This window comes from Ferrovibrio sp., assembly GCF_965278975.1.
GTDB lineage: Bacteria > Pseudomonadota > Alphaproteobacteria > Ferrovibrionales > Ferrovibrionaceae > Ferrovibrio.
Window position 1 is genome coordinate 1,586,636 of record NZ_OZ257126.1, and the last position, 15,666, is coordinate 1,602,301.

Here is a 15,666-nt window from a genome sequence, read left to right on the forward strand (position 1 = left end):
GATTAAGACCTTGATCTATCTTTGGTGGTTCTATGCAACGTATTGAAATAGAACAGATATTATCCCGCCTGAAACGCGACAATCCGTGGTGGGAGACGGGTGAAATCCAGAAATTCAATCGCGATTATGGCCCGCCACGGGTCTATCTGGCCGGCTTCCTGAAGCTGCTGCAGGCCGATGTGCGGCGCGCTGTGGTGCTGATGGGGCCGCGCCGGGTGGGCAAGACCGTGATGCTGCACCATGCCATCCAACGGCTGCTGGATCAGGGGGTGGATCGCAAGACCATCCTCTATGTGCCCATCGACATCCCGACCTATCTCGGCCTGTCGCTGGAGCGATTGCTGGAAATCCATCGCGAACAGTTCGGCCTCGATCCCGATGCCAGGGTCTACGTCATCTTCGACGAGATTCAGTATCTCAAGGATTGGGAGCGCCACCTCAAGGGATTGGTGGATACCTACCCCTATGCCCGCTTCGTCGTCTCCGGTTCGGCGGCGGCGGCCCTGCGGATGAAGAGCATCGAGTCAGGGGCAGGGCGGTTCACGCACTACCTTTTACCGCCCCTGACATTTCATGAATTTGCGGATAGACGCATTGGGGTGAATGCGAGTGACGAGAAAGCTATCGAAATATCTGTAAACGATGGGCCGGCCCGACGCACAACAATCGAGAAATGTAATGAAGCATTTGTAGATTATATAAACTTTGGAGGCTTTCCGGAGGCTATCGCCAATAAAATCGTACAAGGTGAGTTCGAACAGTTTGTTGCTAGTGACATTCTGGACAAGGTTTTGCTTAACGACATTCCTAGCTTGTATGGCGTAAACGATACGCATGACTTAAAGCGCTTATTTGCAGTTTTAGCCTATAATACTGGCCAAGAAATGAGTTTCGAAGATTTATCACGAGACTCTGGGATATCCAAAAATACAATTAAGAAATATATTGAATACCTTGAGTCTGCTTTCTTAATTCACCGATTATCTCGGTTGGATCAAGCTGCTCGTCGATTTAAACGAGAGACGCATTTCAAAGTATACTTAACCAATCCTTGTTTGAGGGCTGCCTTATTCGGGCCTGTTACTTCAAATGAGAAAGTGATTGGTGCGATGGCTGAAACCGCCCTAATGAGTCAGTGGGTACAGCGAGATTTTATTAAGTCGAAATTTTATGGCCGCTGGAAGACTGGGGAAATTGATTTCGTTTCATTGCACCCCGGCACGACTAAGCCGGAGACAATTATTGAGGTTAAGTGGTCAGATAGAGCACATCACGACATTAGAGGTGAGTTATCTACGCTAATTCAGTTTGCAAAAAAGCATTCTCTAAAAAGCGTAGTCGTGACAACAAAAACAATTCTCAAAAATGTAAATCATGATGGTCTGATGATAGGGTTTGTTCCCACAGCAATACTTGCCCTTGTGGAGGGATCTGAGATTGAGAAAATGATCAACAGCGGCGAGTCACCCCGCCGCTGGATCGAAGCCTTGATGGAAAAAACTACCCCTTCTGCCGATTGAGCAGGCGGAGGCGCAATGCGTTGAGCTTGATGAAGCCGGCGGCGTCCTTCTGGTCGTAGACCGAGTCTTCCTCGAAGGTGACGTGGGCCAGGCTGTACAGCGACTTCGGCGACTTGCGGCCGACGACGTTGACCGAGCCCTTGTAGAGCTTGAGCCGCACGGTGCCTTCCACATTCTCCTGGCTCTTGTCGATCAGCGCCTGCAGCATCTCGCGCTCGGGTGCGAACCAGAAGCCATTATAGATCAGCTCGGCATAGCGCGGCATGATCTCGTCTTTCAGATGCGCCGCGCCGCGATCCAGGGTCGCCTGCTCGATGCCGCGATGCGCCTGATAGAGAATGGTGCCGCCGGGCGTTTCGTAGATGCCGCGGCTCTTCATGCCGACAAAGCGGTTTTCCAGCAGATCAAGCCGCCCGATGCCATGCTTGCCGCCAAGCTGGTTCAGCTTGGTCAGCAGCGCGGCCGGCGACAGCTTTTCGCCATTGACGGCGATGGGGTCGCCCTTGAGGAATTCGATCTCGACATATTCCGGCGTGTCCGGCGCCTTTTCGGGATCGACCGAGCGCGAATAGACGAAGTCGGGCGCTTCCACCCACGGGTCTTCCAGCACTTTGCCTTCGGCCGAGATATGCAGCAGGTTGGCATCGACCGAGAAGGGGGCTTCACCGCGCTTGTCCTTGGCGATCGGAATCTGGTGCTTCTCGGCGAAGTCGATCAGCGCGGTGCGCGAGTTGAGCTGCCATTCGCGCCACGGCGCGATCACCTTGATGCCCGGCTGCAAGGCGTAGTAGCTCAGCTCGAAGCGCACCTGGTCGTTGCCCTTGCCGGTGGCGCCATGGCAGACCGCGTCGGCGCCGACTTCGCGGGCGATCTCGATCTGGCGCTTGGCGATCAGCGGGCGGGCGATGGACGTGCCGAGCAGGTAGAGGCCCTCATAGAGCGCGTTGGCGCGGAACATCGGAAAGACGTAATCCTTCACGAAGGTCTCGCGCACATCCTCGATGAAGATCTGCTTCACGCCGAACATCTCGGCCTTCTTGCGCGCCGGCTCCAGCTCCTCGCCCTGGCCCAGATCTGCGGTGAAGGTCACCACCTCGCAGCCATAGGTTTCCTGCAGCCATTTCAGGATCACCGAGGTATCCAGGCCGCCGGAATAGGCCAGCACCACCTTCTTCACGCCGCTCTTCGCCGCCATCGCGCCAAACTCCCAGGAAAAGGCCGAAAATCGGCGCGAGTATAGGCATCGCGCCCAGCCTTGCAAGGGCGCGGCTCTGGCCGGGCGGCGGGGTAGGATCGGGCTAAAGCAGCCGCCTGACGAGGCTGGCTGCCGCTTCAGAAGTCGCTGGCTATGCCCTTGCGTTCCCAGTCGCCGTAGCGGGTCGGTTCCAGGCCCTTGGGGCCATCCACCTCGCCGGGCGCTTGGGCCTGCACGATGGCGGGCTTTTCCGGCATTTTCGGCCGTGCCGAGGGCGGCAGGGCGGCAATATTGCCCCCCGTGCTTGGCGTCTTGCCGGCGGCGGGCTTGGGCTGGTCCTTGGGTGTATCGGCGGTCATCGGCTTGTCCCTTGCGGCGGCGGCGGCGCTCCCTACATATATCGCTGCAAGCCGGGCTGCCAAGCGGCCGGCGGTTGCGGAGGAGAAGATGAATTATCTTAAGACGGCGATCCTGCTGGCGGCGATGACCGGCCTGTTCGTCGGTGTCGGTTTCCTGGTCGGCGGCGAGGTCGGCATGCTGATCGCCTTCGGCATCGCCTGTGCCATGAACCTGTTCGCCTATTGGAACAGCGACAAGATGGTGCTCTCGATGTACGGCGCCCGCGAAGTGGGGCCGCATGAAGCGCCGAATTTCTATCATCTGGTGGCCGAGCTGGCGCAGCGCGCCGAGCTGCCGATGCCGCGCGTCTATATCATCGACAGCGAGCAGCCGAACGCCTTTGCCACCGGCCGCAACCCGGAAAATGCCGCCGTGGCGGCCACAACCGGCCTGCTCAACATGCTGAGCCGCGAGGAAATCGCCGGCGTGATGGCGCATGAGCTGGCGCATGTAAAGAACCGCGACACGCTGATCATGACCATCACCGCCACCCTGGCTGGTGCCGTCGGCATGCTGGCGAATTTCGCCATGTTCTTCGGCGGCAACCGCGATGGCGAGAATCGCGGCATGGGCATCATCGGCAGCCTGCTGGTGATGATCCTGGCGCCGTTGGCTGCCTCTCTGGTGCAGATGGCGATCAGCCGCAGCCGCGAATATGCCGCCGACCGCATGGGCGCGCAGATTTCCGGCAACCCGGAAGGCCTGGCCTCGGCGCTGGTGCGCATCACCCATGGCGCCGAGCGGATCGAGAATCACCAGGCCGAGGGCAACCCGGCGACGGCGCATCTGTTCATCGTCAATCCCTTAAGCGGCCAGCGCATGGACAACCTGTTCTCGACCCATCCGAGTACCGAGAACCGCGTCGCCGCCTTGCGTGAACTGAGCCTGAATGGCGGCTTTTCCCGTCAGGCGCCGATGGCACGCAGCGCGCCCGCCTCCAGTCAGGCCGCGTCGGTGGCTCCCGTTACATCCCCGGTGCGTGCCGCGGGCTGGGGCGGCGTGCCGAAGGATGGCGACGCTAACAGCCGTCCCACCGCTTCGGGCGGCTCCGTACCCTCCAGCGGCGGGCGTCGCCGCAATCCCTGGGGCCGGTAGACTTTAGCCCTCCAGCATCGGCGGCTGGTAGCTGCCGATGCTCCAGAGCTGGCCTTCCGGGTCGCGGCAGGAAAAATCGCGCGAGCCGTAATCCGTGTCATGCAGCGCGATGACGATGCGTGCCCCGGCGGCCACGGCGCTGGCATAGACCGCATCCACATTCGCCACCACGATATAGATGCCCTGGCTGTTGCCGCCGCCACCGGCCGCCGCCGGCTGCATGCCCAGCATCTCGTTGGGCTGGTCGCCCAGCATCACCATGCCATTGCCGAGCTGCAATTCGGCATGGCCGATGCCGCCGTTGGCGCCGGGTACTTCCAGCGCCACGCGGAAGCCGAAAGCCTGTTGCAGCCAGGCGATGGCGGCCCTGGCATCGCGGTAGCGCAGATAGGGGAAGATCGAGGGTGGTGTGGTCATGAGCGGGGCCTCCGTGATTTCGATGGCGCCACGCTAGCGGCAGGCGGCAGCCGCGTCTTGGATAAATGTTACCGCCCGCCGCAATAGCCGCCGCTAACCAGTATAGCCACCATTGTCCGGCAGCCGGCGGGCCAGGAAATCGCCTGGCGCGCTGCCACTGAAGGCGCGGAAATCGCGGATCAGATGCGCCTGATCGTAATAGCCGGCATCGAAGGCGATATGGCACCAGTCGATACTGCCCCGGTTAATATTGGCGGGTGCCGCGTCGATCAACGAGAGCGCATGGCGGAAGCGGAATAATCGCGCACTGGTCTTTGGCGTCAGGCCGACCTGTTCATGGAAGACGTGTGTCAGATGCTTGCGGCTGCAATCGAGCGAGGCCGCGAGGTCGCTCACCGTGATACCGCCATGGCTCTGTGCCAGATGTGCCCAGGCTGTTGCCGCCAGGGCTGCCTCGCGCCGTCGTGGCTTCAGGCGGGCAAGCAAGGCCGCGTCCAGCAGGGCGAAACGCGCCGCCCAGTCATCTGTTGCCAGTAGGCGTTCGGCCAGTTCAGCGGCGAAGGCACCGAACAGGTCCTCCAGCCGCACCACGCGGTTGAACAGGTCGCCCAGCGGCAGGCCGAACAACCGCCTTGCGCCCAGCGGCGTGAAGAATACCTGCACGCCTTCCTGGGCGCCGCCGGTTTCCGATGTGGCGTAGGAATCGCTCAAGCCGGCGCCGAAACCCTGGCCCATGCCGAAGCAGAATTGCTGCCCCAGCGTGTCGGTGATGCGCAGCTCGGCGCCGAGATTGATGATCAGCACCAGGCTGGTGCCGGGCATCTCGCGGCGCGAGAGGAAGGCCGTGCCGCTTTCATGGTAGCCGACATACTGCTCGACGATGCCGGCAAGCAGCGGCGCCGGTGCGGCGAAAGCCATGCACCAGGCGCCGAGTTCCGATTCATGTGCCACCACCTGCATGGCAGCATCATGCCTTAACTTGCGGTCACCAGCCTAGCCGGTTCCTGCGGGTTGCTGCGCTCCAGCGCCAGGCTGCGGCGGTGGAATTCCGCCAGCGCCTCACGATGGCCGATGCTGACGATGGCCGTGCCGGGCAAGGCCTGGCGCAGGGCCTCCAGCGCCTTTGCCTCGCTGGCCGGATCGAGTGCTGCGGTGGCTTCATCCAGGAACAGCCATTTCGGCTTGTGCAGCAAAGCGCGGGCCAGCTGCACGCGCTGTTGCTCGCCGCCGGAAAGATGCTGCGCCCAGTTCGCTTCACGATCAAGCTGATCGCTCAAACTGCCGAGATCGAGCGCCTGCAAGGCGGTCTGCAATGCCGCGTCGCTGAACGTATCGGCGGGCTTCGGATAGGCCAGGGCGGCACGCAGCGAAGCCACCGGCAGATAGGGCTTCTGCGGCAGGAACAGGCAATCCTCATCGGGCGCGCGCTTGATCTCGCCCAGCCCGAATGGCCACAGACCGGCCAGGGCGCGCAGCAGCGTGCTCTTGCCGCTGCCGGATTTGCCTTGCAGCAGCAGGCTCTCGCCCGGCGCGACGGAGAGATTCTCCACCCGCGCCAGCGCACTGCCATCGGGCTTGTTGACGCTGAGCGCAGCCACCGCGAGGCCATCGGCGGGCGCAAGCGTGATGCCGCTTCCGGCCTCCATTCTGGCGGCTTCCTCGACGCCATCGCGGAAGCCGGTGAGGCGGGTGATCACCGCGCGCCACTCGGCGATCTCGGTATAGGAGGAGATGATGTAGCTCAGCGCCGACTGCACCTGGCCGAAAGCCGAAACGGTCTGCATCAGGCCGCCCAGCGCCAGGCTGCCCTGGAAATATTTCGGCGCGCCGACGATGAAGGGAAACACCACGGCTGCCTGGGCATAGCCGGCGGTGAACCAGGTGAGCTGCTTCTGCTTGCGCATGATGGCGAGGAAATTCTCCACCACCAGGCCGAAGCGGCCGAGCAGGTCCTGCTTCTCGACCTTGGCACCGCGCTGCAACGCCACGCCTTCGGCATTCTCGCGCAGGCGGATCAGATGGAAGCGGAAATCCGCTTCATAGCGCTGCTGGGTGAAATTCAGGCCGACCAGCGGGCGACCGATCTTGTTGGTCGCCCAGGTGCCGGCGATGGCATAGAGCAGCGCGACCCAGACCATGTAGCCAGGAATATGGATATCGTTGCCGCCAAGCTGGAAGGCGAATTCGCCGGACAATTCCCACAGGATATGCAGGAACGAGAACAGCGTGACGATGGCGGAGAGCAGGCCCAGCGTCAGGTTCAGCGAATAGCTGGTGAACAGCTTGAGATCTTCCGCCAGGCGCTGATCGGGGTTGTCGGTCCCCAGCCCGAACAGCTGCATGTGATAGAAGCGCGGCCCGTCCAGCCATTGCCCGAGCCATTTCTCGGTGAGCCACTGGCGCCAGCGCACCTGAAGCATCTGGCCGAGATAGAGCTGGTACACGGCGACAATGATGAAGGCGACCGCTACCAGGCTGAATTGCAGCAGCAATGTCTTGAAGGACTCGAAGTCCTTCTCCTGGATCGAATTGTAGAAACCATTGTACCAGAAATTGAACCAGACATTGAGGCCGACGGAGGCGAGGTTCAGCGCGATCACCGCCGCCAGCAGGCCATAGGCGATCAGCTTGTCGTCCGACTGCGTCCAGTAGGGCTTGGCAAGGGTCCAGAAATCATGGGCGAAGGCTTTGATGTTGCGCATGGCGGCCTCAAAGACGGGGTGGGGGCTTAACTATGGCGGTTTGCCGGCATTCCGTCAGCCAATTGACGGGATCACATTCCCGGGTATGATCGCGCCTGTGTCGGTTCCATGGCATCCGCCATGGAGGCAAGAGGGAACACGGTAAGGCGTCTGGGCCAAATCCAGGCATCCGATCCGAGGCTGCTCCCGCAACTGTAAGCGACGAGTCCGCATCCACGATGGTCACTGGGAAACCGGGAAGGCCGGATGCAACGGGCGATGATGTCGTGAGCCAGGAGACCTGCCGGCAACGTCACCCAACCGATGGGCGGGAGTACCATACGGAGCGGCTTCGCAGCGGTGACATCGTCAGTCCGGCTTAATCCTGCCTGGTGTTTCAGGCAGGGCAGGGCCGGATCGGTCTCACCTCGGGTCCCGGGCATCTGCCTCGGGCCTTGCCTTGGAGCATGCGATGCCAAAACAGGCTTCCTCTTTCTCTCTCGTCCTCACCTTGTCCACCGCTCTGCTGGCGCCGTCTTTGGCGTTCGCCCAGAGTAATGCGTCGAATCAGCCGGTGCTGATGGCGCAGGGCGGCCTGTCCGGCACCCTGCCGACCGAATTGCCGCCCGTATCCGTGACCGCCAGCCGCCTTGGCGAAGGCATCACCGGCACCTCCACCACGGTGATCAGCTACGAGGAAATCCAGCGCAGCCCGGGCGATACGATCCAGGAAGTGCTCTCCCGCCAGGCCGGCATCCAGACCCGCAGCCTCTATGGCGGCGTCGGTGGCGCCGGCACCACGGTGGACATGCGCGGCTTCGGCGCCACGGCTTCGGCCAACACCCTGGTATTGGTGAATGGCCGCCGGCTGAATGACATCGATCTCGCTGGCATCGATTTCGCGGCGATCCCGAAAGACAGCATCGAGCGCATTGAAGTGATCCGCGGCAATTCCGGCAGCGTGCTCTATGGCGATGGCGCCGTTGGCGGCGTGATCAACATCATCACCTCGGGCGCAATGCGGCCGGGCTTCACGGTGGAAGGCGGCATCGGCACGCTGGGCCGGCGCGAAATGGGTGCCTCGGCGCGCCAGAGCGTGGGCGGTTTTGAGATGGCGGCCTATGGCAATTTCGTCAACAGCGACGGCTACCGCGACAACAACAAGCTGTTGCAGCGCAATGCCAATGGCGAAATTCGCAAGCATATGGAATTCGGCGACCTGTACATGAATTTCTCGGTCGACGACCAGCAGCTCGGCCTGCCGGGCGAGCGCAGCTCGCGCCGCAACAACCAGCATCCCCGGGGCGCGATGAACCCCTATGACTACGCCAACAAGCAGGGCCAGAATCTCACCATCGGCGGCACCTACCTGATTGGCGATGCTGCGGACCTGATCATCGATGCCGGCGTGCGCCGCAAGTCGCAGGATGCCTATTTCGACCAGAGCGGCTTCCCCTCCTATGTCGATACCGAACTCACCACCTATTCCTTCACGCCGCGCCTGAACCTGAGCAACAAGACGTTCGGCCTTGATCTGAAATCGACCATCGGCGTCGATATCTATCGTTCCGATTATGAATCCGACCGCCAGCAGCGCGCCGGCAACCGGCCGATCAACCGCTACGCCGCCGATCAGGAAAGCCATGCGCTGTATGGCCAATCCACCCTGGGGCTGACGGCGGCAACCGATATCTCGGCCGGCCTGCGCTTGCAGCGCACCGAAGTATCGGCGCGTGACCGCTACGATGCCACGGCACCAGGCGGCGGCTTCGGCGCGCAGGGTTCGCCGTTCGACGACAGCGAAACCAACCATGCCTATCATGTCGGCTTCGAGCATCGCTTCGATCCGGCGCTGGCGGTATTCGCCCGCACCGGCCGCTCGTTCCGCTTCCCGACGCTGGATGAACGTATCGGCATGGGCAGCCCGACCAGCTTCGTGCTGCGCACCCAGACCTCGCGCGATGCCGAACTCGGTATTCAGGGCCGCGCTGGTGACGCCGGTTACCGCCTCAGCGGCTATGTGATGCAGCTGGAGAATGAACTGGCGTTCAACGCGGTTGCCTTCACCAACCGCAATCTTGATCCCACCGAGCGGCGCGGCGTCGAGGCCAGCGGTGATTACACCCTGCTGCCTGACGTGAAGCTGCGCGGTGCGCTAAGCTACACCAATGCCGAATTCCGCGAGGGCACCAATGCCGGAAAAACCGTGCCGCTGGTATCGACATGGAGCGGCAATATCGGCGTGTCCTGGGATATCCTGCCCAAGCTGCTGCTGCTGGATGTCGATGCCCGCTTCTTCAGTGATCGGCGCATGGAAAACGATGACAGGAACTTCCAGCCGCAGATACCTGGCACCGTGCTGGTTGATCTGCGTCTGAGTGGCCGCCTGGAGGATCGACTGCGCTGGTCGCTGGCGGTGCAGAACCTGTTCGACAAGAACTATTATGATTACAGCGTTGCAAGCGCCACCACCTTTGGCGCCTACAACTACTATCCGCAGCCGGGCCGCACCGCGATGGCCCGCGTCAGCCTGGACTTCTAAGTCATGACGCAGCGCCAGAACGTGATCCGCTCAGCCTGTTTCGCCGCCATCGCCACGCTGTTCAGTCTGGCACTGGCCTGTGCCGCGCCGTTTGCGGCTCTGGCTACGGTAGCGGCGCAGGGGGTGGCGGCGCACAGGCTGGCGCCGCGCGAGGCGCTGCTCACCATGTTGCTGGCCTGGCTGGCAAACCAGGCCATCGGCTATGGCCTGCTCGATTACCCGGTCGATGCCACCAGCATCGGCTGGGGCATCGCGCTCGGGCTTGCCGCTTTTGCGTCGCTTGCGGCGGCGCAGACGGCGATGCAGCGGATCACACACCGCTGGTTGGCGATGCTGGCGGGCTTTGCCGCCGCCTTCATCGCCAACCAGGCTGCGCTATACCTGCTCGGCCTGGGGCTGCCGGGCGGCGAGGGCGCCTTCACCCCGGCGATCATCGCCGAGGTGCTGCGTTCCAACCTGCTCGGCCTTGCCATGCTGCTGGTGTTGCTCGGTCTTGCCGATGCCGTGGCGGCTAGGGTTTCAGCTCGAAGCGCAGCGGCACGATGAATACCGCGCTGCGCTGCTGACCGAGCATATCGAGCGGCGGTGGATAGGGCGCGGCGCGCTGCGCCATGGCAAGCGCCGCTTCATCCAGCGTGGCGTGATTGCTGGACGTGGCCAGCGATGCCATGAGCAGCCTGCCGCCGCGATCCAGTTCCAGTTTCAGGCGGACTTCGCCCTGCTGCCGGCGCAGCCGGGCGGCGCGTGGGTATTCCATATGGCGCCTCAGCCAGTCGAGCAGAATGGCATTGTAGGCTGATACAGGCGGCGGCGCGGCCTCGCGTGGCGCTGCCACTGCCGCCAGCGCGATGGGTGGGGCGGCCTGAACAGCGGCGGGTGCCGCTGGCATCGGCGCCGTGGCTTGCACGGGCATATCGCTCGGCAGCAGCAATTCTGGCGCGGGTATTTGCACAGGTTGCTGCGCCGGCTGGACGATAGGCTTCGGCCTGGCTTTGACCTCCAGCTTCGGTTTGTCGGGCTCCGGTTTTTCCCGCAGGGGCGATTCCGGGGCCAGGGCATCCGGCAGCGGCTCCGGTTCAAGTTCAGGTTCTGGAATTGCCTGCGGCGGCGCAGGCGGCGGCGATTCCGCTGCCAGCATTGGTGCTGCCGGCATTGGCGCTGCCGGGGCTGGCGCCGGAACGGGCGCGGGCCAGATTACTTCGATTTCCATGGGTGGCGGAGGCAGGCTGTGCTGGGCCAGCAGGGTGATGGCGAGCACCACGCCGCCATGCAGCAGCAGCGCGCCAAGAATCGAGGGCGCGCCAACACGCCGGCCGCGCCCAGGCGCGACCGGCGGAAGCAGGCTTTCGGCTAGAAGCGCCATTCCACGCCGGCATAGATGGCGCGGCCATCGCCCGGATTGTAGAGCAGCGAGCCATTGGCCGCGGTGGAGATGACGCTGACATTCGAGATGTAGGTCTTGTCCATCAGGTTGCGGCCATCGAGGAAGAACTTGAGGCCGTTGCCGTGATCGTAGCCCGCCTTCAAGCCGAACAGCGCATAGGCCGCCGTCTTGGTGGTGTTGGCATTATCGACATGATAGGCCTCCGGCACCCACTCGATATTCGGCGCCACGAACCAGCCGGCGTTGCTGGCATAGCGCAGCTCGGCCCGCAGATAGTGGCGGGGTGCGCCGGGAATCTTGTTGTCCCGGTAGGTCGCGTCATTGTCGAAGTGGAAGTCGCTGTAGGTATAGGCGATGCGTGCCTTCACGTTGTCGCCCTGCGTGAAGGCATTGCGCAATGCCACCCAGTCGCCACCAAGCTCAAGGCCCTGGTGAATGGTCTTGTCGATATTGCGCGCTTCCTCGGCGCCGCCGATCAGCAATTGCTGGATTTCATCGCGCAGCCAGGAACGATAAATCGCCGCATCCCAGCCCCAATCGCCGCTCTGGCCGCGGGTGCCGATTTCCAGCGTGGTGGATTTCTGCGCCTTGAGCGGGAACAGGCCCGGGCCTGAACTGGCCGGATCGAGTTCCGAGAAAGGCGGTGCTTCCTTGGCCAGGCTGATATTGCCGAACACTTGCTGCCCCGGCGCATAATCCCAGCGCAGGCCGAGTTTCGGGTTCACGGCGTAGAAATTGCGGCTGCCGGAATTGTCGCCGTCGGAAAGGAACCTGTCCTCCAGATTGCGCTCCGAGAAACTCGCCTGCGCGCCGGTGACCACGGCCATCGCCGGCATCACGTAATGGCTGTTCTCGGCATAGAGTTCCGCATTGCTGGAACGCTGATCGGCATCGCTGGCCAAGGCGCCGCGCGAACCGCCGACATTGTTGAAGGTCCGGGCGCGGTTGACGCCACCGAAGTAATGCGCGCCCAGCACCAATTCGTTGCGGTTGCCGAACAACTGGCCGTTATGGGTATAGCGGCCATAGGCGCCGTAGTTGTTTTCCTCATTCTCGATCACGATGCCGAAGAACGGGCTGAAGATCACCGGGTGGAACAATTCCTTGTTGGCGTAGTAGACACCGACGGTGAAATCGCCGCTATCGGTCAGCCAGGTGGTCTTGTTCGCCACCCGCACCGAGTTGATGTCACGCTTGGTGTTGTTGCGGTTATGGCCGAAATTGCCTTCCACCGTCGCTTCCGGCGTGGCGAATGCGTTGTTGCGGGTCAGCGCGCCGGTGATCTTCTGGTTGATGCTGTTGGTGCTGAGATAGAAGCGCGTCTCGGCGCCATCGCCGAAGCGGTAGCCGACATTGCCGTTCAGCCGCGCGTAATCCTGTGCGGTATGGTCGCGGTAGCCGTCGGAATGGCTGTAGCTGCCGGTGATGTAATAATCGTAGGCGCCTTCCGCCTGCCCGGCGGCAAGCTGGGTGCGCAGACTCTGGAATGAGCCGAGCTCAAGCCGGGTGAGGAAGCCTGGATTGCTGCGGCCGGTGGGGCTGACGTAATTCACCGCGCCACCAAGCCCGGCGGCGCCGTATTGCAGCGCGTTGGCGCCCTTGTAGATTTCGATATAGCGCACGGCCAGCGGATCGATTTCCTGGAAATCGCCGGCGCCATCGGCCTGGTTGATCGGCACGCCATCCAGCAGCAGCCGCATACCGCGCAGGTGGAAGCTGCGCGACAGGCCGGAGCCGCGTACCGAAAGGCGGGCATCTTCCTGGCCGTATTTCGGCTGCGCGAACACGCCGGGCACGAAGTCCAGCATGTCCTTTACCGTGGCGGCGCGTTCCTCGCGCAGTTCGGCTTCGGTAACGAAGCCGACCGCACCGGCCGTCTTCTCGATCGCCTTGCGGGCGTCCTTTTCGCTTGGCACGGTGATGGCGTCGTCGGCCGCCTGGCCTTGCACGGTGATGGCGGGCAGCGTGGTTTGCCCATAGGCGCGGTCAACCAGCAAGGCCAGCAGGCTGGCGGTGGCGAACAGACCGATGGCGATGCGCGGCAGCACCTGTTCGGCGCGCGCGCGGAGAGAGAGCGGATTCATGGCGTGAATTCCCCAGATAAGGATTTTTTTAGGCGCTAATCAGTGATGCTTGTGCTCGTCGGCAGCGGCAGGCATGCCACCAGGCATCCCGCCGGGCGTGGCACCGGCTTTCAGCACCGGCACCTGCAACGTCACCGAGCCGGCCTTCTCGAAAGTCAGCGTCAGCGGGAAGCTGGCGCCTTCCTTCAAGGGCTGCTTCAGCCCGATCAGCATCACATGAAAGCTGCCCGGCTCCAGTGCGGTGCGGCCATTGGCGGCAATGTCGATGCCGTCGACCGGACGCATGCGCATGGTGTCGCCGTCCTTCACATGGGTATGCAGTTCAACATTCTCGGCCACCGGCGAGGCGGCCTTCACCAGGCGGTCGGCGGCATGGCCGCCATTCACCAGGGTGAGGAAGGCGCCGCCCATCTTGGCCGGTGTGGCGCGCGCGAAAGGCTGCTCAATGCGGATATTGCCGGCCTGTGCCACCGGCTTGGCGGCTTCACCGCCGGCCACGCGGATCAGCGCCGCGGGGCGTTCCAGGCCGCGCGTCGAGCTGCCGGAAGCCGGGATCTGGTCCCAGCGCAGTTCGCCATCCTTGCAGGTCTGGATCACCTTCAGCCAGAGCGGTCCTGCCGTGTCGGGCAATTTCAGGCTGAGGCCGAATTCATCGAAATGTTCGTTCGGCAGGTTGCCGCCCAGCCAGGAGATGGCGCTGATCGCGGTGTCGGTCATGCGGCCATGGCCGGCATCCAGCGGCTTGGCCAGCTTCGCGGTCTCGATCTCGATCTGCCAGCCGGGCTTCACCTGCGGCCGCACCGTGGCAAGGCCCTCGGGCAGGATCACCTTCACGGCAATGGTGGGCGAGGTGCCGCAGCCATGGCCGACGCGCAGGGCGGTGCGGAAATAGCCGCCGGCCTGGCCCTCGGCGGGATCGGCCACCACATGGGCGGCAGCCGGCAGGCTGATGGTGAGTAGCAGAGCGCCGAAGGTGGCGAATTTGGAAAGGGTCATAAGACGAATCCTTCTGAAAACGGGCAGGGTCACGGCAGAACCGTGACGCGACGGGTTCAGAAGGCGGCGGGCGGGCCTCGGGCCTGGGCGAAATGCCGTTCGGGTTCGGGCGGCGGCGCCTGGGCGTTGACCGGGTAGAGCACCTGCGCCAGCAGCAGCGGCAGGGCGATGACGATGCCGGCCGGCAGAATGGCAATACCGGCCTGCTGCGCGCCCAGGCAGATCGGGCAATAGCGCGCCGCCTGCTGGTCCTTGCCGGGCGCATCCTGATCCGCGATCGGCTGGCCATCGGCGCCAAGCTGCACCGTGCGCATGCCGTAGGGCGTGCAGATCACGATGCTGTCGAAGCCGGTGAGGGCTGCCTGGCGGCGCTGTAGCGTGTGATAGGTCAGCGGCAGCAGGCTGTGGAAAGCCAGGGCAAGCAGGGCCAGCCACGCCATCACGGCGCGCGGCTGAACTCCCAGGCTGCGCAGGCTTCCAATCATGGCAGGCACATAACTCCGTTTCCGCCGCAGCCGCAAGCGCCAGATGGTCGCAGGCCATTTGACGGTCTATCCGGGCCGGTCTAGCGTCGGGCTATAATATATATGACAAGGGAGTTGCCTGAATGACGCGTCTGCTGCTGGCCCTGCCGCTGCTTCTCGCCGCCCTGCCGGCCCAGGCGCATCATGCCATGGATGGCAAGCTGCCCTATTCCTTCGCCACCGGTCTGCTCTCCGGCCTCGGCCATCCGGTGATCGGCCTCGATCACCTGGCCTTCCTGATCGCCGCCGGCCTGCTCTGCCTGGCGCATCGCCGCTGGCTGCTGGCTTTGCCGCTGGCCTTCATGCTGGCTTCCCTGGCCGGCACCTTGCTGCATATCGGTGAGTATGACCTGCCGGGCGGCGAAGCCCTGGTGGCGCTCTCGGTGATCGTGTTCGCCGCCCTGCTGCTCTGGGGCCGTGCCCTGCCGGCAGCCCTGTTCGCGCTGCTGCTCGGCGTCGCCGGGCTGTTCCATGGCTATGCCTTCGGCGAAAGCATCGTCGGTGCCGAAGCGGCGCCCTTGTCGGGCTACCTGATCGGCCTCGGGCTGATCCAATACGCCCTCACCGCCGGCATCGCGCTTGGTTTTCTGCGCCTCGCACCGGCGCGGCCCCTGCTGCTGCAACGTGCCGCCGGGCTGGTTGCCGGTATTGTCGGCCTGGGCTTTTTCGCCAGCCAGATGGCCGGTTGAAGCACCGATACGCCATACCCGGCTTGACATTATGCCGGGCCGTTGCTACATCGGCCGCATCGGCCCCGGTTCTGCGGGCTGATCCAGGCGCGCGCCGCCTTCCCTGATTTCTCAATTCAAGGGAACTACCGCCGCCTTCC

The 15,666-nt window shown here is 63.2% G+C and carries 14 protein-coding genes and 1 riboswitch; of the genes, 5 read left to right on the forward strand and 9 right to left on the reverse strand.

What is annotated here, in order from left to right:
• The first annotated feature begins 32 nt into the window (after positions 1-32).
• Entirely contained in the window at positions 33-1,520 is a 1,488-nt protein-coding gene (locus ACQY7X_RS07720) for an ATP-binding protein (RefSeq protein WP_428249290.1), read from the forward strand.
• Here ACQY7X_RS07720 and ACQY7X_RS07725 read toward each other — a convergent pair.
• Entirely contained in the window at positions 1,501-2,715 is a 1,215-nt protein-coding gene (locus ACQY7X_RS07725) for an argininosuccinate synthase (protein WP_341977877.1), read from the reverse strand. The two genes, ACQY7X_RS07720 and ACQY7X_RS07725, sit on opposite strands and share 20 nt — an antisense overlap.
• Before the next feature lie 137 nt (positions 2,716-2,852).
• On the reverse strand, positions 2,853-3,074 hold the full coding sequence (locus ACQY7X_RS07730) for a DUF1674 domain-containing protein (protein ID WP_428249292.1): 222 nt from the start codon (positions 3,072-3,074) through the stop codon (positions 2,853-2,855).
• 88 nt (positions 3,075-3,162) lie between these two features.
• Between ACQY7X_RS07730 and htpX the strand changes: the two genes are divergently transcribed.
• Positions 3,163-4,209, forward strand: coding sequence for a zinc metalloprotease HtpX (gene htpX / locus ACQY7X_RS07735; RefSeq protein WP_428249294.1), 1,047 nt, complete (start codon positions 3,163-3,165; stop codon positions 4,207-4,209).
• Between the two features lie 3 nt (positions 4,210-4,212).
• On the opposite strand, the gene ACQY7X_RS07740 is transcribed toward htpX, so the two are convergent.
• The 3 genes from ACQY7X_RS07740 to ACQY7X_RS07750 form a co-directional block, all read right to left on the reverse strand.
• Positions 4,213-4,626 carry a VOC family protein gene (locus ACQY7X_RS07740; protein ID WP_428249295.1) on the reverse strand — a complete coding sequence of 138 codons (414 nt, stop codon included), beginning with the start codon at positions 4,624-4,626 and terminating at the stop codon, positions 4,213-4,215.
• A 93-nt stretch (positions 4,627-4,719) separates the two neighbouring features.
• Positions 4,720-5,586, reverse strand: coding sequence for a helix-turn-helix domain-containing protein (locus ACQY7X_RS07745; protein WP_428249296.1), 867 nt, complete (start codon positions 5,584-5,586; stop codon positions 4,720-4,722).
• Between the two features lie 14 nt (positions 5,587-5,600).
• The gene (locus tag ACQY7X_RS07750; RefSeq protein ID WP_428249297.1) at positions 5,601-7,328 is read right to left on the reverse strand and encodes an ABC transporter ATP-binding protein/permease; all 1,728 of its coding nucleotides are present in this window, start codon (positions 7,326-7,328) and stop codon (positions 5,601-5,603) included.
• 84 nt (positions 7,329-7,412) lie between these two features.
• Positions 7,413-7,630: riboswitch (cobalamin riboswitch) on the forward strand.
• Between the two features lie 149 nt (positions 7,631-7,779).
• Between ACQY7X_RS07750 and ACQY7X_RS07755 the strand changes: the two genes are divergently transcribed.
• Both ACQY7X_RS07755 and ACQY7X_RS07760 read left to right on the forward strand, forming a co-directional pair.
• On the forward strand, positions 7,780-9,849 hold the full coding sequence (locus ACQY7X_RS07755) for a TonB-dependent receptor (protein ID WP_428249299.1): 2,070 nt from the start codon (positions 7,780-7,782) through the stop codon (positions 9,847-9,849).
• 3 nt (positions 9,850-9,852) lie between these two features.
• Positions 9,853-10,395: a hypothetical protein gene (locus tag ACQY7X_RS07760; RefSeq protein ID WP_428249301.1), complete on the forward strand. Its 543-nt coding sequence runs from the start codon at positions 9,853-9,855 to the stop codon at positions 10,393-10,395.
• Here the strand turns inward: ACQY7X_RS07760 and ACQY7X_RS07765 are convergent.
• From ACQY7X_RS07765 to ACQY7X_RS07780, 4 genes are read right to left on the reverse strand one after another with little or no spacing between them, the layout of a single operon-like run.
• Positions 10,361-11,212 carry an energy transducer TonB gene (locus tag ACQY7X_RS07765; protein ID WP_428249302.1) on the reverse strand — a complete coding sequence of 284 codons (852 nt, stop codon included), beginning with the start codon at positions 11,210-11,212 and terminating at the stop codon, positions 10,361-10,363. The two genes, ACQY7X_RS07760 and ACQY7X_RS07765, sit on opposite strands and share 35 nt — an antisense overlap.
• On the reverse strand, positions 11,200-13,317 hold the full coding sequence (locus ACQY7X_RS07770; RefSeq protein WP_428249303.1) for a TonB-dependent receptor family protein: 2,118 nt from the start codon (positions 13,315-13,317) through the stop codon (positions 11,200-11,202). Before ACQY7X_RS07770 ends, ACQY7X_RS07765 begins: the two co-directional genes overlap by 13 nt.
• 39 nt (positions 13,318-13,356) lie before the next feature.
• Positions 13,357-14,313, reverse strand: coding sequence for a DUF1775 domain-containing protein (locus ACQY7X_RS07775; RefSeq protein WP_428249305.1), 957 nt, complete (start codon positions 14,311-14,313; stop codon positions 13,357-13,359).
• A gap of 56 nt (positions 14,314-14,369) precedes the next feature.
• Positions 14,370-14,798 (reverse strand): DUF2946 family protein, encoded by a 429-nt coding sequence (locus ACQY7X_RS07780; RefSeq protein ID WP_428249306.1) that lies wholly within the window; start codon positions 14,796-14,798, stop codon positions 14,370-14,372.
• 122 nt (positions 14,799-14,920) lie between these two features.
• On the opposite strand from ACQY7X_RS07780, the gene ACQY7X_RS07785 reads away from it, so the two are divergent.
• A complete protein-coding gene (locus ACQY7X_RS07785) occupies positions 14,921-15,526 on the forward strand; it encodes a HupE/UreJ family protein (protein WP_428249307.1) in 606 nt (201 codons plus the stop codon).
• Positions 15,527-15,666 lie beyond the last annotated feature (140 nt).